The sequence below is a fragment of the Parasaccharibacter sp. TMW2.1882 genome (genome assembly GCF_023337635.1).
In the GTDB taxonomy this organism is placed as follows: domain Bacteria; phylum Pseudomonadota; class Alphaproteobacteria; order Acetobacterales; family Acetobacteraceae; genus Bombella; species Bombella apis.
In genome coordinates this window covers 1,187,871-1,203,888 of sequence record NZ_NWUT01000001.1, presented here as the reverse complement: position 1 = coordinate 1,203,888, position 16,018 = coordinate 1,187,871, and the positions used below count along the sequence as shown (strand labels likewise).

11 protein-coding genes are annotated in these 16,018 nt (G+C 59.2%); 7 read left to right on the top strand and 4 right to left on the bottom strand.

Annotation, left to right across the window (positions count from 1 at the left end):
- The first annotated feature begins 282 nt into the window (after nucleotides 1–282).
- The 4 genes from cysG to CO583_RS05475 are packed head-to-tail and all read left to right on the top strand — an operon-like array spanning nucleotide 283 to nucleotide 4,139.
- Nucleotides 283–1,728: a siroheme synthase CysG gene (cysG, locus tag CO583_RS05490; protein WP_248630792.1), complete on the top strand. Its 1,446-nt coding sequence runs from the start codon at nucleotides 283–285 to the stop codon at nucleotides 1,726–1,728.
- Nucleotides 1,728–2,069, top strand: a complete 342-nt coding sequence (locus tag CO583_RS05485; RefSeq protein WP_248630793.1) for a DUF2849 domain-containing protein — start codon at nucleotides 1,728–1,730, stop codon at nucleotides 2,067–2,069. Before cysG ends, CO583_RS05485 begins: the two co-directional genes overlap by 1 nt.
- Nucleotides 2,066–3,748 (top strand): nitrite/sulfite reductase, encoded by a 1,683-nt coding sequence (locus CO583_RS05480; protein WP_248460257.1) that lies wholly within the window; start codon nucleotides 2,066–2,068, stop codon nucleotides 3,746–3,748. The genes CO583_RS05485 and CO583_RS05480 overlap by 4 nt, the downstream gene beginning before the upstream one ends.
- Complete coding sequence (locus tag CO583_RS05475) at nucleotides 3,735–4,139, top strand: DUF934 domain-containing protein (RefSeq protein ID WP_043561850.1); 405 nt, start codon at nucleotides 3,735–3,737, stop codon at nucleotides 4,137–4,139. Before CO583_RS05480 ends, CO583_RS05475 begins: the two co-directional genes overlap by 14 nt.
- Nucleotides 4,140–4,220: 81 nt before the next feature.
- On the opposite strand, the gene CO583_RS05470 is transcribed toward CO583_RS05475, so the two are convergent.
- The 3 genes from CO583_RS05470 to tauD form a co-directional block, all read right to left on the bottom strand.
- Nucleotides 4,221–6,725: a TonB-dependent receptor gene (locus CO583_RS05470; RefSeq protein ID WP_248630794.1), complete on the bottom strand. Its 2,505-nt coding sequence runs from the start codon at nucleotides 6,723–6,725 to the stop codon at nucleotides 4,221–4,223.
- A gap of 82 nt (nucleotides 6,726–6,807) precedes the next feature.
- Nucleotides 6,808–8,163 carry an amino acid permease gene (locus CO583_RS05465; protein WP_086431680.1) on the bottom strand — a complete coding sequence of 452 codons (1,356 nt, stop codon included), beginning with the start codon at nucleotides 8,161–8,163 and terminating at the stop codon, nucleotides 6,808–6,810.
- Between the two features lie 8 nt (nucleotides 8,164–8,171).
- On the bottom strand, nucleotides 8,172–9,071 hold the full coding sequence (gene tauD / locus CO583_RS05460) for a taurine dioxygenase (RefSeq protein ID WP_081562534.1): 900 nt from the start codon (nucleotides 9,069–9,071) through the stop codon (nucleotides 8,172–8,174).
- Between the two features lie 486 nt (nucleotides 9,072–9,557).
- Here tauD and CO583_RS05455 point away from each other — a divergent pair, with 486 nt between their 5' ends.
- A complete protein-coding gene (locus tag CO583_RS05455) occupies nucleotides 9,558–10,328 on the top strand; it encodes an SDR family NAD(P)-dependent oxidoreductase (protein ID WP_043561847.1) in 771 nt (256 codons plus the stop codon).
- Between the two features lie 136 nt (nucleotides 10,329–10,464).
- On the opposite strand, the gene cysK is transcribed toward CO583_RS05455, so the two are convergent.
- Nucleotides 10,465–11,466 carry a cysteine synthase A gene (gene cysK, locus CO583_RS05450; RefSeq protein WP_043561845.1) on the bottom strand — a complete coding sequence of 334 codons (1,002 nt, stop codon included), beginning with the start codon at nucleotides 11,464–11,466 and terminating at the stop codon, nucleotides 10,465–10,467.
- Nucleotides 11,467–11,653: 187 nt separating this feature from the next.
- Between cysK and CO583_RS05445 the strand changes: the two genes are divergently transcribed.
- A complete protein-coding gene (locus CO583_RS05445; protein ID WP_043561842.1) occupies nucleotides 11,654–12,109 on the top strand; it encodes an Rrf2 family transcriptional regulator in 456 nt (151 codons plus the stop codon).
- Nucleotides 12,110–12,406: 297 nt separating this feature from the next.
- A complete protein-coding gene (locus tag CO583_RS05440) occupies nucleotides 12,407–15,997 on the top strand; it encodes an autotransporter outer membrane beta-barrel domain-containing protein (protein ID WP_248630795.1) in 3,591 nt (1,196 codons plus the stop codon).
- The last annotated feature ends 21 nt before the right edge of the window (nucleotides 15,998–16,018 follow it).

Here is a 16,018-nt window from a genome sequence, read left to right as displayed (position 1 = left end):
GATCTGGATGAAACGGGACGGAGCAAAACGGCCTCTTTAACATGAGAATGATTATCATCATCAAATATAAAAAGTAGTTTAATTTCGCAAGCGCTTTCACATTCCTGTGATGAGATGACAGGGCTGTAAGATAAAGCGGGACAGGCAGCCATCCATTATGGGCAGAATGGCGGTTGTTCCCCCTGTGAGCTTGGGAATTTATTAAAACTAAAAAACATAGTGATTTATAAAAACAACAAAATAAAAAGTTGATTTTTATCCCAGATTTGACATGCTCCCTGCATGACGACGAAGCCCTTTTCCTATCTGCCCATCGTTCTGCGGACGGACCAGCGTGACGCCCTCCTTGTGGGGGGCGGGCAGGTGGCCGTGCAGAAGATGCGTCTGCTGAAGGGGCGATGCCGGATGATCCACATCTGGGCAGAAACACTGCATCCCGAGCTGGCAGCTCTGGTGGAGCAGGGGCAGGCCGTGTTCCGTCAGGGCAGGGTGGCAGAAGACGCCCTTCAGGCCGTTCTGCCAGACATGGCACTGGTCTTTGCCGCCACGGATGATGAGGCCGTCAATGAGATGGTGGCCCGTCAGGCCCATGCGCTGCGGGTACCTGTCTGTGTGGTGGATGCCCCGGCTCTTTCAAGCTTCATAACTCCGGCTCTGGTAGACCGGTCCCCCGTGCAGGTGGCCATCACGACTGGCGGGGCCTCTCCGGTTCTGGCCCGTCGTGTCCGGCAGATGGTCGAGGCCATGCTCCCGGCCAGAATGGGCGAGGCCGCCCGTTTCATGCAGAAGCAGCGGGGCTGGCTGAAGGACCGCCTGCCGGGGATGAAGCAGCGGCAGCGTGTCTGGGAATCTTTCGTGGATGGTCCGGCCTATGAGGCTGCCCTGGCTGGGGAGGAAGACCGGGCACGGGAGCAGCTGGAGCAGCTCGTGGCGGAGGCCGAAGGCGAGGCGGACTGCCCGCAGGGTGAGGTCTGGCTCGTGGGGGCTGGACCGGGAAACCCGGACTGGCTTACCCTTGCGGCCCTGCGCCTGATGCAGAATGCGGACAGTGTCCTGTACGACAATCTCGTGGCGCCGGACGTGCTGGACCGTGTGCGGCGTGATGCCGAGCGTGTCTATGTCGGCAAGAAGCGGAGCCATCACACCCTGCCGCAGAGCGACATAGAGGCCGAGATGCTGCGCCGGGCCAGGCGGGGTGAACGTGTCCTGCGGCTGAAGGGGGGTGACCCTTTCGTGTTCGGCCGTGGGGGGGAAGAGATGGAAACCCTGCTGGCTGCCGGCGTGCCGGTACGGGTCGTGCCCGGCATCACGGCGGCCAATGGCTGTGCCGCCGCCGCCGGGATGCCGTTGACCCATCGGGACTGCGCCCAGAGCTGCGTGGTGGTGACAGGCCATGCCCGGGCTGATGGAACGCTGAACCTGCACTGGCCCAGCCTTGCCCGCAGAGGGCAGACGGTCGTCATTTACATGGGGCTGGGCTCGATGGCGGAGCTGTGCCGGAAGATGCAGGATCATGGCCTGCCGGAAAGCTGGCCGGTGGCGGTCGTCCATCGGGGGTCCTGTGCAGACCAGCGTTGCGTGACGGGCACGCTGGGCACGATTGCTGAAGATGTCCGTCGTCAGGGGCTTCAGAGTCCCGTACTGATCATTGTGGGAGAAGTGGTGCATCACCGTGGCGAGGTGGTGCAGGCTGTGCCCGGTTACAGCACATCGAAGGAGAGTGCCTGATGAAACGTCTTTCCCGCCCGGGAGAAGGGGAAATCCTGCTGCTGACGGCCAGCCGTCTGCTGGATGGCCGTATTGTCTGGCTTGGCGAGGGGGATCACTGGCATGAATCCATCGCCGAGGCTGTCCGCTTCACCTATGAGGAGGCCGGTCCGGCTCTGGAGCGTGCCCTGGCCGAGGCGGAACAGAAAGAGGTCGTGGCCGTATATGAGGTCGTGGCCAAGGATACCCGGCCTCCCGAGCCTGTCACGACACGGGAAGCCATCCGGGCCCACGGGCCGAGCGTTCACCCGGATTTTTCTTACGATCATGCCCCGGTGCGGGAAAAGGAGAAGGTAGGATGACACAGCCTGCGTCACGGTCTGTCGGGCATTACCAGTATGAGGAGCGGGACCGGACCTTCCTTCAGGAGCGCATCAACGAGTTCGAAGGGCAGGTCCGCCGTCGTCTCTCCGGCGAGTTGAGCGAGGAAGAGTTCAAGCCCCTGCGGCTGATGAACGGGGTCTATCTCCAGCTTCATGCCTACATGCTGCGGGTGGCCATTCCCTATGGCGTGCTGGACAGCCGCCAGCTGCACAGGCTGGCCGACATTGCGGCCAGGTATGACCGGAATTACGGCCATTTCACCACCCGGCAGAACATCCAGTTCAACTGGATTGCGCTGAAGGACGTTCCGACCATCCTGCGGGAGCTGGCCGAGGTGGACATGCACGCCATCCAGACCAGCGGCAACTGCATCCGTAATGTCACGTCGGACGAGTTTGCCGGGGCCGCAAAGGATGAGCTGATGGACCCCCGCATCCATGCCGAGATCGTGCGGCAGTGGTCCACCCTTCATCCCGAGTTCACCTTTCTGCCCCGCAAGTTCAAGATCGCCATTTCCGGCAGCCCGGAAGACCGGGTGGCGGCCCGCTTCCATGACATCGGCCTGCTGGCCCGTCCTGGTGAGAATGGTCCGCTGTTCCGTCTTTTCGTGGGCGGTGGACTGGGGCGGACGCCGGTCGTCGGGCAGGAACTCTTCGATTCCGTGAAGGAAGAAGACCTGATTGCCACGCTGGAGGCCGTTCTGCGTGTCTATAATGCGTTCGGACGGCGGGACAATCTCTACAAGGCCCGCATCAAGATTCTGGTGCAGACCATCGGTCTGGAGGCCTTCCGCAAGGCCGTGGAGGAAGAGCTGGCCCGCATGGACCGTGCCGCCTACCGGTTGACACCGGAGCATGTGGCGCAGATCCGTGCCCGTTTCGCCCTGCCGGACCTCAAGGCCCCGGCAGATGCGGCCGACGTGCTGGAGCAGCACAGGAAGGCTGATCCCGTCTTTGCCCGCTGGGTGGCCAGCAATACCCATCCTCATCAGGATGAAGGCCATATCTGTGCCGTCATCTCCCTGAAGACACCGGGGGCCATTCCCGGTGATGTGACGGCCGAGCAGATGCACGGTCTGGCTGATCTGTCCGAGCGTCATTCATTTGGTGAGGTACGGGTCACGCATCTTCAGAATCTGGTGTTCGGGCATGTCCGCAAGGACCAGCTGCATGAACTGTGGCAGGGCCTGAAGGCACTGGGCCTTGCCGCACCGAATGTCGGTCTCATCAGCGACATTGTGAGCTGCCCGGGGCTGGATTACTGCAATCTGGCCAATGCCCGCTCCCTGCCACTGGCGCAGAAGCTGGGGGCCCGTTTCGGCGATGCCGACCTGCAGGCCGAGATCGGGGCCTTGAGCATCCACATGTCGGGCTGCATCAATGCCTGCGGGCATCATCACGTGGGTAATATCGGTCTTCTGGGGGTCGACAAGCGGGGGGCCGAGACCTACCAGATTCTTCTCGGCGGGGATGCCGGGGAGAATGCGGCCATTGGCGGGATTCTGGGCCCGTCCTTTGCAGAGGATGAAGCCGTGGATGCCGTGGCCCGCATCGTGGAGTTCTATCTCGGGCAGCGTCAGAAGGGGGAGACCTTCGCTGCGATGCTCAAGCGGTGTGGCCTGAAGGCTTTCAAGGAGGTGGCTTATGAAACTGTTTGATCTCAGCGGGCGTAAAACGCTGGAGGCGGCCTCTCCCGTTCCTTTCGAGGAGTGGAAGGAAACCCGGCAGGGCACGGCCATCTCTCTGGCACCGGATGTCGAGGTGGAGGAGCTGCGCTCCCATCTTGGCAGCCTGACACTGATCGTGCTGGAGTTCCCCGTCTTCCGGGACGGGCGGGCATTCACGCAGGCCCGGTCCCTGCGGGAATATGAGGGGTATGAAGGGGAAATCCGGGCGTCCGGCCATCTTCTGCCGGATCAGGCCATCCATTTCAGACGTTGCGGGTTTGACAGCGTGGTTCTGCCGGATGGGGCCAACGTGAAGGACTGGGAAGACCAGCTGGGACGCTATCAGTTCTACTATCAGAATACCGCCGTCAGCCCCGCCTGAGGGGGGCGGCTTCTGGGAGAGCCTACAGAAACGGGCCGGAAGGGACTGTCCTTTCCGGCCCGTTCTTGCAGGTGGGGTGTCTCAGAACTCCGCCTTGACGGAGCCGAAGAACTGGCGGGGTGCGCCAAGAAGGATGGACTGGTTGTTGTAGGCTGCTCCGCCCTGGTTATCCATCGTGAAGCCGTTCTGGCCCACGGTGGAGGCGTATCTGGTGTTGGCCAGATTGTAGATGTTGAAGGCGAAGACCAGATTCCTCACGGCCGTAGGGTTGCGCATTCCGAGACGGGTCATGTCCAGCGTGTAGATCAGGCCGAAATTGGCCAGCCAGTAGGTTGGCAGCTTGTAGTCGCCCACATAGTCATAGCTGCGTTTCCCATAATACTGGGTATCGACATAGGCCTGCAGATGCCGCCACTCATAGGAGAGGCGGGCCTTGTACATGAAGCGGGGATACGCCACCACCTGCCGACCTTTCGTGGCATAGAGCGTTCCGCCGCTGCGTATGTTCTGGTCGTACGTTGCCTTGTCGTAGCTGATGCTGTTGAGCAGGGCGAGGCCGGGCAGCGGCGTGATGGTGATGGCCCCATCCACGCCATTCATGGTCACGCCCCCCACATTCTGCACGGTGGAGGTGTTGTTGGTGAGGATGGACCCGGCACCCGCGCTGCCCAGAATTTGCTGGAGGCGGTTATGGAAGTTGGTGCGGTACAGGTACAGGCTGCTCTGGATGAGATGGTCGGTGTAGCGGTAGCCTCCGGCGAAGGTCCAGGCCGTTTCCGGCTTCAGGCTGTTCTTCGTGGCGTTGTAGGCAAGCTGGGACACTGCAAAAGGTGAGTTGCTGGAGTTGTAGCCGGACTGGCTGTAGGCATGGGCATTCTCGGAAATGTCGAAGAAGAGCTCATGATGGTGGAGGAAGTGCCAGTCCCCGCTGATATGGGGCAGGAAGGCCTTGGCGGTCGTCAGGCTTTCTCCGCTGGCCAGAGCCGGGAAGCGGGGTTCCCAGTTGGTGGCATGGCCCACACGGGTCGTATTGAGAATGGACTTGAAGCCAAAATGCAGCGCAACGGACCTGATGGGGTGATAGGTGTCCTGCACGTAGGCCGTGAAGCTGTTGGTGTTGTAACGCTGCCCCCAGAGGGTCCGGCCGGGAACGTTCCTGAAGCTTTTGAATGGATTCAGGGGTGTGCCGTTGGGGCTGTCGGGCTGCTGGTAGGCATAGGCGTAGGAATCATACCGGTTGTTCTCGTACCAGAACCCCACGGAGAGATCATGCCGCTTCAGGCGGTAATCGAAGGAAGTCAGCCCGCCGAACCGTTCGATGGAAGGATGGCGGACCTGCTCGAAAATGGGGCCACCATTGAGTTGAACGGTATTGATACCGTTCTGGTACGCATAGGGGCTGGCATAGGTGCCGTGGCCGGTCTCGCTATGGCCATAGAGGCTGCTTTTCCATGTCAGGCGGTCGGTCAGGGCAAGGTCAGCCTTGATGCCTCCGAACAGGTCGGACGAGCTGGCCGTACTGTCGTAGTAGGAAACATCCTTGGGGTCTGACAGCCGGTCATAGGCGGCAGGGTACTGCCCCCGTGCGGCCCGGTAGGCTCTGGCCCATGCGCCGGGCCGCCCGTAGAAATTGTCCAGCCGGGACCCAGCCTGGTCCAGCCAGCTGGGAGCGTAATCCTGATAGTTCACCATCTGGAGGGCATCCCAGTTGAAGAAGGCGGAAACCTGGCTCCGTTCCCCGATGGGCTGGACCAGCTTGGCATTGACCTGCTGCATGAACTGGTCTCCGCCGCCCTTCCATTTGTCGCCCTGATTGCGCATGTAGGAGACGTAGAACTTCGTGCCGCTTTCATTCAGCCTGCCGGAGTCGAACCGGAAGAAGGAATGGAACAGCGCATTGCTGCCGAAGGTTTGGGCAACCAGCCCTCCCGTTCTGTTCTTGGGGTTGCTGGAGACGTAATTGATGCTGCCCCCCAGATTGTTGGTGCTGGCCGTGCTTTCCGCCCCGGCACTCTGGGTGACCTCCAGCCGTTCCACATTCTCCGAGGAAATGGCCTGTAGCGGGTTCAGCCCGTTATAGTTGCGGAAGGTCGGCTCCCCGAGGGGCAGGCCATCCAGCGTCATGCCGATCTCGTTCTGGATGAAGCCATGCATGTAAATCTGGGTCGAGTAGGTGTCCACACCCTGCGGGTCGTCGGACTGGAACTGCACGCCCGGCATCTGGGCCAGCGTGCGGAGGGGGTTGGTGCCGGGTACCTGCTGTTCCAGCTGCTTGTGCCCCAGCACGAGCTGCGTGCCCTGAACGATATGGCGGGTGCGGACGGACAGGGTCTCATACCCGCCATGAACGGCCTTGCGGGCATGGCGTTTCGTGCTGGCCCCAGCTGTGGCGGCGCCCCCCGGATGAGGGGCTGATGATCGGAGACGACCCGTCTTGCCGTCTGCATGGCGAGACGTGAGATGCTGGGTGTGATGGTCAGTTTCCGGGCTGTTATGGAGACCGGCGGCCTGGAGTGAAGCAGGCACGACAAAGGGTGCGGACAGGCCGGTGAGGCCCATCCAGAACAGATGGCGATATGATGGCATGACGGATCCGTTGAGACGGTGAAAGGGCAGGTGCCGGAGTCGTGCCCCATCTTTGGGGCACCCCGGTTTTATGAGAGAGGTATCAGGCCCTGTTCAGACATCGCCGGGTGATGAAAGTCAGGCTGGTCAGCGTCAGAAGCAGAATGACGGCGAGTGACAGCAGGGCATCCCCGCGTGCGGAGGGCAGAATGAGCAGGATGGCTCCAAGAACTGGGATGAGCACGGCCAGTCCCTTGGCCAGCGGCAGGGCCGTGGCTGTCTGTGACTGCCGGGCCCAGAGCCAGTAGGCGATGGCGATCATGAAATAGATGAACAGGATCAGCCCGCCTGATGAGCCGAGAAGAACGGGATAGAGTGTTTCCGGCGAGCCGATGGCAGCAGCGATGACAGCCAGCTCCAGCAGGGTAGTCAGGCGCAGGGACCAGATGGGGACCTGCCGGTCTGTTTCTTCTGTCAGCTTCTGCGGGGCGAGGCGCAAATCGGCCAGTTCCCGCAAGGTGCGGGACACGACATAGACAGCTGAATTGAGGCAGGAGAGGACAGCGACCAGTGTTACGGCAATGGCGGCGTAGCGGGCCAGCGGAACACGGAGATATTCCAGCACGCTCAGGAAGGGGGACTGCCCTACATGCACACCATTCCACGGCAACAGGGAGATGATGACCAGTACCGACCCGGCATAGAAGAACAGGACCTGCAAAGGGAGGCGCCGCATGGTATGGGCGATGGCCCGCAGGGGGCGGTCACTGTCCGTGGCGGCGATGATGGCAATCTCGCAGCCGGTGAAGGTCTGCACGATCATGGGGACAGCCCCGATGACAGCCCAGCTTCCTTTGGGGAAGATGCCTCCATGTGCGGTGATGTTGTCGAGCGCTATGGCGAAGGGATGACCGGAGAGAGCCAGCCAGCCCAGGCCGAGGGCGATGAAACCGCCCAGAAAGAGCAGTTTGAAAATGGAGAGACCTGTTTCTGCCTGCCCGTAATGGCGCAGGGAGAGACGGTTTATCGTCCAGGCAATGGCAACAAGGACAAGCGCTCCCCAGAGGGGGGCAACGCCTGCCAGCCGTCCGATGATCATGCCACCGGCAACGGCCTGTGCTCCGGCCGTCACGGCCCAGAGGAAGGCATAGCTCCAGCCTGTAATGAAGGCTGCCCTGGGGCCGTTATGGGTGGCGATGTGGGTGATGAAGGACCCCTGCCCCCGTGCGTTGATGGCCAGCCCTCCCAGCAGACGCATCACCAGCCAGACGACGATTCCCGCTGCCAGATAGGACAGCAGGACAGCAGGACCGGCTGCGGCGATGGTGGCGGACGTTCCGACGAACAGCCCCGCCCCGATGATGCCGCCAATGGAGATCATGGCGACATGCAGCCCTTTGAAACGGCTTGCGGCAGGGGCACCGGACGAGGATGACGGTGACGCAGGAGGCTGGCTCATCGGGTACGTTATCCTTTCTGACCGGGGCCATAGGGGCGGTCCCCGATGATGGTGATGCGGTTCATGATCCGCCGGGCGGGGAGATAGTCATTCACGGCATAATGCTGCGTGATGCGGTTGTCCCAGAAGGCAACGTCACCCTCTTCCCACCGCCAGCGGACGGAGAACTCAGGTTTTGTGGCATGACGGGTCAGATAAGCCAACAGGGCAGCGCTTTCTTCGGGGTCCACATCGTTGATTTCGGTCGTGAAGCCTTCACTGACAAACAGCCCCTTTGCTCCCGTTTCCGGGTGGATGCGGACGACAGGATGGGTCACGGGTGGGAAATTGTTGCGTGTTTCAGCCCATTTTTTCCGCTCTTCATCCGTGCGGCCATAACGGGAGACAGGAAAGGAGCGGAGAAAGTCGTGCTGGGCTGTCAGCGTGTCGATGCGCTGTTTTATGCCGTCGGAAAGGGCATCATAGGCAGCGGTACCACTGGCCCAGATCGTATCTCCCCCGCCTGTTTCCGGGAGGAGGCGGCTGGTCAGCACGGCAGCTTTTGGCGGTTCCTGCTGGAAGGTGACATCCGTATGCCACAGGGCATTGTCCCGCAGGTCGTTCTTGGCGGTATCCAGCACGATGGCTTCCGGCACGTCGGGGACGGTCGGGAATATGGGGTGGAGATGCAGCTTGCCAAAGTTGCGGGCAAAGTCCCGCTGCTGTTTGGGTGTGATGGTCTGTTTACGGAAGAAGAGGACCTGATGGCGCAGAAGCAGCTCGTGGATGTCGTTCTTCTGCGACGGAGACAGGGGTTGTGAAATATCCACATCTTCTACGATGGCGCCGATGGCCGGGCTGAGGGGGATGGCCTTCAGGGTGACCGGGGCATGGTGTAGCGGAGCGAAAGCAGCAGCGGTGGAAGCCATGGTAGGAACTCCATAAAACGAATTATGATAGTTATTTTATAAAACAACATATCCGAATGTCATAATGGGGTATTTCATCTTATTTGAAAGTGAAAAATGTCATTTTGAGTAAATTTTTTCATAACATACTGTTTTATATATATTTTTGTGAAGTGATCCTGCTGAGTGAAAGGCCTGGTAGCGTGCTTTTTCCAGCTCTCTATAAACAACTATATTATTTCGTATTAATTGATGGCCCGGTTATTGTGGCATGCGATGGGGGACCGGCTCCCCATCGGGCCATGTGGGAGTGCTGTAAGGGCATGGATGATATGCATTAATGGATGCTGAATGAAAAAGCGCTGAAGACTGCGGAGCATGATGGAGTCGATGACGGGAAACAGTAATGGAGTGGCAGAGGGCAGTAGTTAATTTGATATAAATCAAAGACCTTTCATGCAAAGAGAGTAGCGTGACAACAGACACCTTTATCTGAGGAGATGACAGATGGGACGGATTGCTGGAAAGATTGCACTCGTGACAGGCGCCGGCAGCGGCATTGGCAAGGGGATTGCCAAGGTTCTGGCCAAGGAAGGTGCCAAGGTCATCGTGGCTGACCTCAACCCGAAGGGTGGTGAAGAGGTTGTGGAAGAAATCCGCAAGGCTGGCGGCAAGGCCTGCTTCCTGCCCCTGAACGTGGCCAAGGAAGACGAGTGGAAGAAGACGATGGCTGCCATCAAGGAACATGATGGCCGTCTGGACATTGTCGTCAACAACGCTGGCATCGCCTATGACGGGACCATCGAGAGCACGTCTCTGGAGGATTGGCGCCGTGTGCAGTCCATCAATCTGGATGGTGTGTTCCTCGGCACCAAATATGCCGTCGAGATCATGCGGGAGCTGAATGGCGGTGAGGGCGGTTCCATCGTCAACATGTGTTCCAGCTCTGCACTGGTTGGTATTCCGAATCTGGCTGCCTATGGGTCCTCCAAGGGCGGCGTGAAGATGCTCACCAAGTCTGCTGCCCTGCATTGTGCCCGCAGCGGGTACAAGATCCGCATCAACAGCGTCTGCCCGGGTTACATCCAGACACCGCTGGTTGATGAGCTGACCCGTACCGACAAGGCTGCCTATCAGCATCTGGTGGACATCCATCCGGTCGGTCATCTGGGCACGCCGGAAGACGTGGCCTACGGTGTTCTGTACCTGGCCTCTGACGAATCCAAGTTCGTCACGGCAACCGAGCTGGTGATCGACGGTGGTTATACCGCCGAGTAAGGCGCAGGGCCGGAGCAGGCCCGCGAGTCTTTAAAAAAAAGCCTCCGTTCCCATGCCAGGAACGGGGGCTTTTTTCATCGCTACATGTCTGCCAGCCGGAGAGTAGCCTACGGTCTGGCAGGCGGGATCAGGTCTCTCAAAGGCCGGAGAACAGAGCCGTTGAAAGGTAACGCTCGGCAAAGTCAGGCACGATGGCTACGATGGTCTTGCCAGCCCATTCGTCTTTTTTGGCGAGCTCCATGGCGGCAAACAGGGCTGCCCCAGCGGAAATGCCAATGGGCAGACCTTCCGTGCGGGCGCAGAGGCGGGCTGTCGTCAGGGCATCATGCTCGGTAACGGGGATGACCTTGTCCAGCGCACGGATGTCCAGCGTATCGGGCTTGAAGCCCGGGCCAAGCCCCTGGATGCCATGCGGGCCAGGATCGTCACCATTGAGGACGGCACTTTCGGAGGGCTCAAGACCAAACACTTTCAGCCCTTCCTTGCGTGGCTTGAGAGCATGGGCAATGCCGGACGCCGTTCCCCCAGTACCCAGACCTGCCACGACGGCATCTACGGCACCGGCCGTGTCTGTCCAGATTTCTTCAGCGGTTGTCTCGGCATGAACCTTCGGATTGGCTGGATTCGTGAACTGGCTGGGCATCCAGGCATTTTCAGTTTTTTCAAGGATCTCCTGTGCCTTGCTGATGGCCCCTTTCATGCCCTGCGGGGCGGGGGTCAGCTCCAGGGTCACTCCCATCAGGGCCAGCATTTTACGCCGCTCCATCGAGGCGCTTTCCGGCATGGTGACAATCATCCGGTAGCCCATGGAGGCTGCCGCAAAAGCGAGGCCGATGCCGGTATTGCCGGATGTCGGCTCCACGAGAACGGACTTGCCCGGTGTGATCAGTCCCTTTTCCTGTGCTTCCCGCAGCATGGCCACGCCGATCCTGTCCTTGACGGAGGCCAGAGGGTTGAAGAACTCCAGCTTGAGCAGCAGGTTGGCTTTCAACCCTTCCTTTTCTGTCAGCCGGGGAACGGCCACCAGCGGAGTGCCGCCCACGACTTCCATGAAAGAAGGATAGACATGCCCACGGGGGGCTGCGAACGGGGTCGTGGAAAGAGGGAAAGGAAAATCTGATGAGCGAGGTTCTGTCATCGTTGGTACTCCCTGCCATGATGAATGTAAGAACAAGACTAGCAGGTCTGCCCGGTATTCGTCATGTCGCTTTGGAAAGACTGGAGAAGAAACGGTAAAGGATCGCGAAACATTCGCATAATTTTCTTTCTTATAACGCGAGATGGGCTAAAAGGAGGCTGACGCTTTGATGGCTGAAGAGTGAATGATGTATCTGAAAAACGATCGTATCCTGACGGCCCTGTCCATCATGCTTGATGTGGCCTTTTATGCCGGACGGTCCGGGGTCGTGAGTGGCGCGGACATAGCCAGGCGCAGCGGTCTGTTGAGGCGTGGAATCGAGCCGGTGCTCCAGGCTCTTTCACGGGCGGAGCTTCTGGACAGTGTTCGTGGGCCAAAAGGGGGATACCGGCTGGGACGGTCCCCACGGGTGGTTAGCCTGCACGAGATTGTCTGTGCTGTTGGTGTGCGGGACCAGGTGGCTGCCTTGCAGGAGCGGGATGGCAGTCCCCTCCAGTCTTTGGTGATTGCACCATTGTGGGCTGATCTGAATGAAGGAATCAAGGATCGGCTTTCAGCGATCACCTTGGCTGATCTTCTCCAGAAGGCCGAGCGTGAAGGGCTGGAGCGGCCCAGACAGGCGCCCATTTCCTTCACCATATAAGATCCCTCTCTTTTTTGATGAGACTGCTTCTCCATGTCCGGACAGCATTTCTGCTGATTCCGGAGGGGCTCTGTCATGTCGGCATCACGAGCTCGCTCGATCATAATAGAGTGAAAATATGGTTTCATTATGGTTATTATTGGCTTAACAAAAAACTTGTATTAATTTTAATTTTATATTACTTTTCGATGAACATAGTCGCTCTTCTCATTGGACTGTGCCCTTCCGGGGGGCAGTCTGTTTTCTGGCATTGTTGGGAGGAGAGGACTGCAATGGAGTACGGGTGCGGGGAAAGTCATGCGGAATAAACTTTTCTTTACAGCAGCTTTGTTCTGTGTGGAGGTAACGCCTTTCGGGCCTGTCCTTACGCCTGCCCAGGCTGCGGACGCGGTCTCGGCGGCCACGCCGGTATCGATCAATGGTCAGGAGCCGTCCGTCAAGGAAGTGACGAACCTGTCCGATCAGGGGAGCGTCATCAATACGGGCAGCGATATCTATCGTGTCAAAGGAGATGGAACGGATCAGACCTTCTCGGGTTCCATCCGTGGGAGTGCTGATCAGACAGCCGCCATCGACCAGGCCGGTGGTGTTGATGTCAATACGGGCGAGACTGTCAATCAGACGCAGCAGACCCAGCCCAACAACGTGACGTTCACGGGGCAGAATGTCTATAATGGGCGTACGTTTGTCCGTGGTAATGGATCTTTGACCCTGACAGGCAGTGATGGCAAGGTTGGTGGCATCACTTCCGGGGGGGCAACGATAGTTGGTCTGGCCGCCAACGATTCTGGTACGCTGACAGTGGACAAGGATGGCATCCTGCTGCTGCGTGGCCAGACAGACAGTGATGGCAAGGTCATGCAGCCTTATGGTCAGCTGATTGTTGGCAATGGCGATCAGAGCTACGGTGCCAGCGATACGAGGCAGGAAAACCGTCTGATTGTCCAGAATGGTGGCCAGGTGGGTGCCATGACTGTCGCTATCGGCAACCAGGCCTCCGGCAAGGGTGATGTGTCTGTTACCGGGGCAGGCAGCGGTCTGACCGTTGGTGCTGGTGGCATGTTTGTTGGGGCTGATGGCGAGGGCAACCTGTCTGTCACGCAGGGCGGCAAGGCCGTTGTGGGTGGCGATGTGGTTGTCGGTGGCAGTGCTGGCTCCCAGGGCAGCGTGACGGTTGATGGCTCCGGTTCGTCCCTGACAGCCAAGAAGGATGGGGACCAAGCCGTACAGATGGTTGTCGGTGACCAGGGCCAGGGGGCGCTGAATGTCCGAAATGGCGGTACGGTCACCACGGATGGCAATGTCACCCTCGGGAATCAGGCTGGGTCCGTTGGGTATGTGACGGTCGGTGACGGGCAGAATGCCAGTGGCAATGTCCAGTCCAGAATGGATCTGACGGGTAGCGGCGACACGGGGAACCTCGTTGTTGGCCAGCAGGGGACCGGTCATCTGAGCATCCAGAAGGGTGGTGAGGTGACAGCCTATGGCGTGGCCGTTAGTGGCGAGGACACGGACGGGCACCTGGCCTCCAACAGCTCTCTGACTGTTGGTTCTGCCGAAGGTGGTGTGACCCAGCCCGGTGGTCAGCTGAATGTTGGTCAGGGTGGCATGGTCATTGGTGAGGGCAATGGTACAGCACCCCGCTATTATGCCGGTGTGACTGCTGGTGGTACCATCAACAATGCTGGCAATGTTCATATCATGAGCGATGGTCAGCTGCGGGTTGGTGGTGATGATCAGTCCAATGCCGGGGCAGCAACCGGTACTCTGGTTGCTGGCGACACGAACGGCAGCAGTGGTATCAGCAGTGATGCCACCCAGACGAATGGGACGTCTGCCAAGGAGAATGGTGGCGTGGTCCTGTATGGTAACGGTGTCATCCAGAACCGTCAGGGCAGCGACCTGCATGTGGATTCCAATGTCTATCTGTCCGATGGGACTCCCTCCGGGGAGGCTGTCCGGCATGGGACATTCGATACAAACCAGCAGAGCACCTATCTGACAGGCAAGTTGACGGGGACTGGCGGTCTGACGGCAACAGGCGGCGGTACGCTGTATGTGGCCAATCATGACAACAGCTACCAGGGTGAGACGGTCGTGTCGGGCAAGGACACGACGCTGGCCGTTGCTTCCGGGTATGGTCAGGCGTCTGACAGCAACAATTCTTCTTCTTCCGGGATCACGGTTGAGGATGGTGCCCGTCTGACAGGTAACACAACAGATAATGGGGCTGCTGCCGTCACGACAGTTGCGGCAGGTGGTACCGTTGAGGCTAACTGGAACCAGAGCAGCGGAACCCTGAATATCGGTGCTGCCGGGCATCAGGGGACGGCTCTGGCAATGAATGGCACTGCGGGTCACCAGTCTGTGTTGTCCGTGGGCGCAAGCTCCACACCGGTTTCGTCCAACTCCTACATCACGCTGAACAACGTTCAGGGGTATAGCCGCCAGAATGGTACGATCGATACGACCGGCCGTTCGCTGACAGGCTCCTACCGTCAGCTCAATAGTGGCCTGATCCATGTGAATGGTGATGCCCAGCTGAACAGTGCGACCCTCAATATTGTGAAGAACGACAATGACCGTATCTATGCGGGGGATGGTTATCGTATCCTCACAGCAACAGGGACGGTCAGTGCCAATCATGACAACGCCCTGACAGGCAATCTGCCAGATGGCCTGTTCGTGTCGCCTTATCTGGCGTTCGAGAATCAGGCCGTGGACGTGGTCTATGCCCGTAATAATGTCTCCTTCAGCAGCGTGGCGGGGAACCAGAACGAGCGTGAAGTTGGCCATGCACTTGATGGCATGGCCAGTGGCAGTAGCGTGGTGCAGGCCATGACAGGCGTCAGTTCCGCTGGTGAGGCCCGTCGTGCACTGGGTAATCTCTCTGGTGACATCCACGCATCTGCCCGGACTGCCCTGATCCAGGACAGCTATCTGCTGGAACAGGCCGTGCTGGACCGTCTGGTTGAGGCAGGCTGTGAGGGTGATGGAAAAATGTCCGCCCAGGGGCATTACAATTTCTACACACGGCGCAAGGAATCCCAGTGCCACAGCGACCACACCATCATGTGGGGTCAGGCTTATGGCAGCCTGGGGCATAATGGTGGCGGCGGGAACGCAAGCCTGCTGCACCATCAGACAGCCGGATTCGTCATGGGTGTGGATACACCAGTTGATGACCGGTGGCGTGTGGGTGGCATGATTGCCTACGGGCATTCCATGTTCAATGCCAATGGGACGAGCAACTCGTCTGGTAACAGCAACAACATCAGCTTGGGCAGTTATGCCGGGTCTCATTGGGGACGCTTCAATCTGCGTCTGGGGGCCTTCTACACCTGGAACCTGATGAACATGCGTCGGCATGTGCAGGTGGCTGATTTTGGTGGCCGGCAGACCAGCAATTACCGTAACGGGACGGCCCGTGCCTTTACGGAGCTGAGCTACAAGTTTGACTTTGACAAGTTCCAGTTTGAACCTTTCTTCGAGGGGTCCTACGTCAACCAGTACGCAGGCCGTTTCCAGGAGCATGGCGTGGCTGCCCTGTATGGTCAGTCCAAGGATCGTAGCGTGGGCTTCACCAGCTTTGGTTTCCGTGTGGCACGCAGCTTCCAGATTGGAGAGATGTGGCTGCGGGCCCATGCCATGGGGGCTTACCGCCGTGCCTATGGCAGCCTCGGCTCCAGCAGGACGGAACGTTTCATGGGTGATGGCAGTGGCATGAATGTCAATGGCGTGCTGCTGTCCCGTGATGCTGCTGTGATCAAGGCGGGTGTAGCTGCCCGGGTCACGGATTCTGTGGATCTCGACCTGTCCTACACGGGGCAGTATGGCGAGCATGCCATGGACAGTGGTGCTACAGGGTCCGTCAAAGTGCAGTTCTGACAGGCGTCAGGAATGGATCAG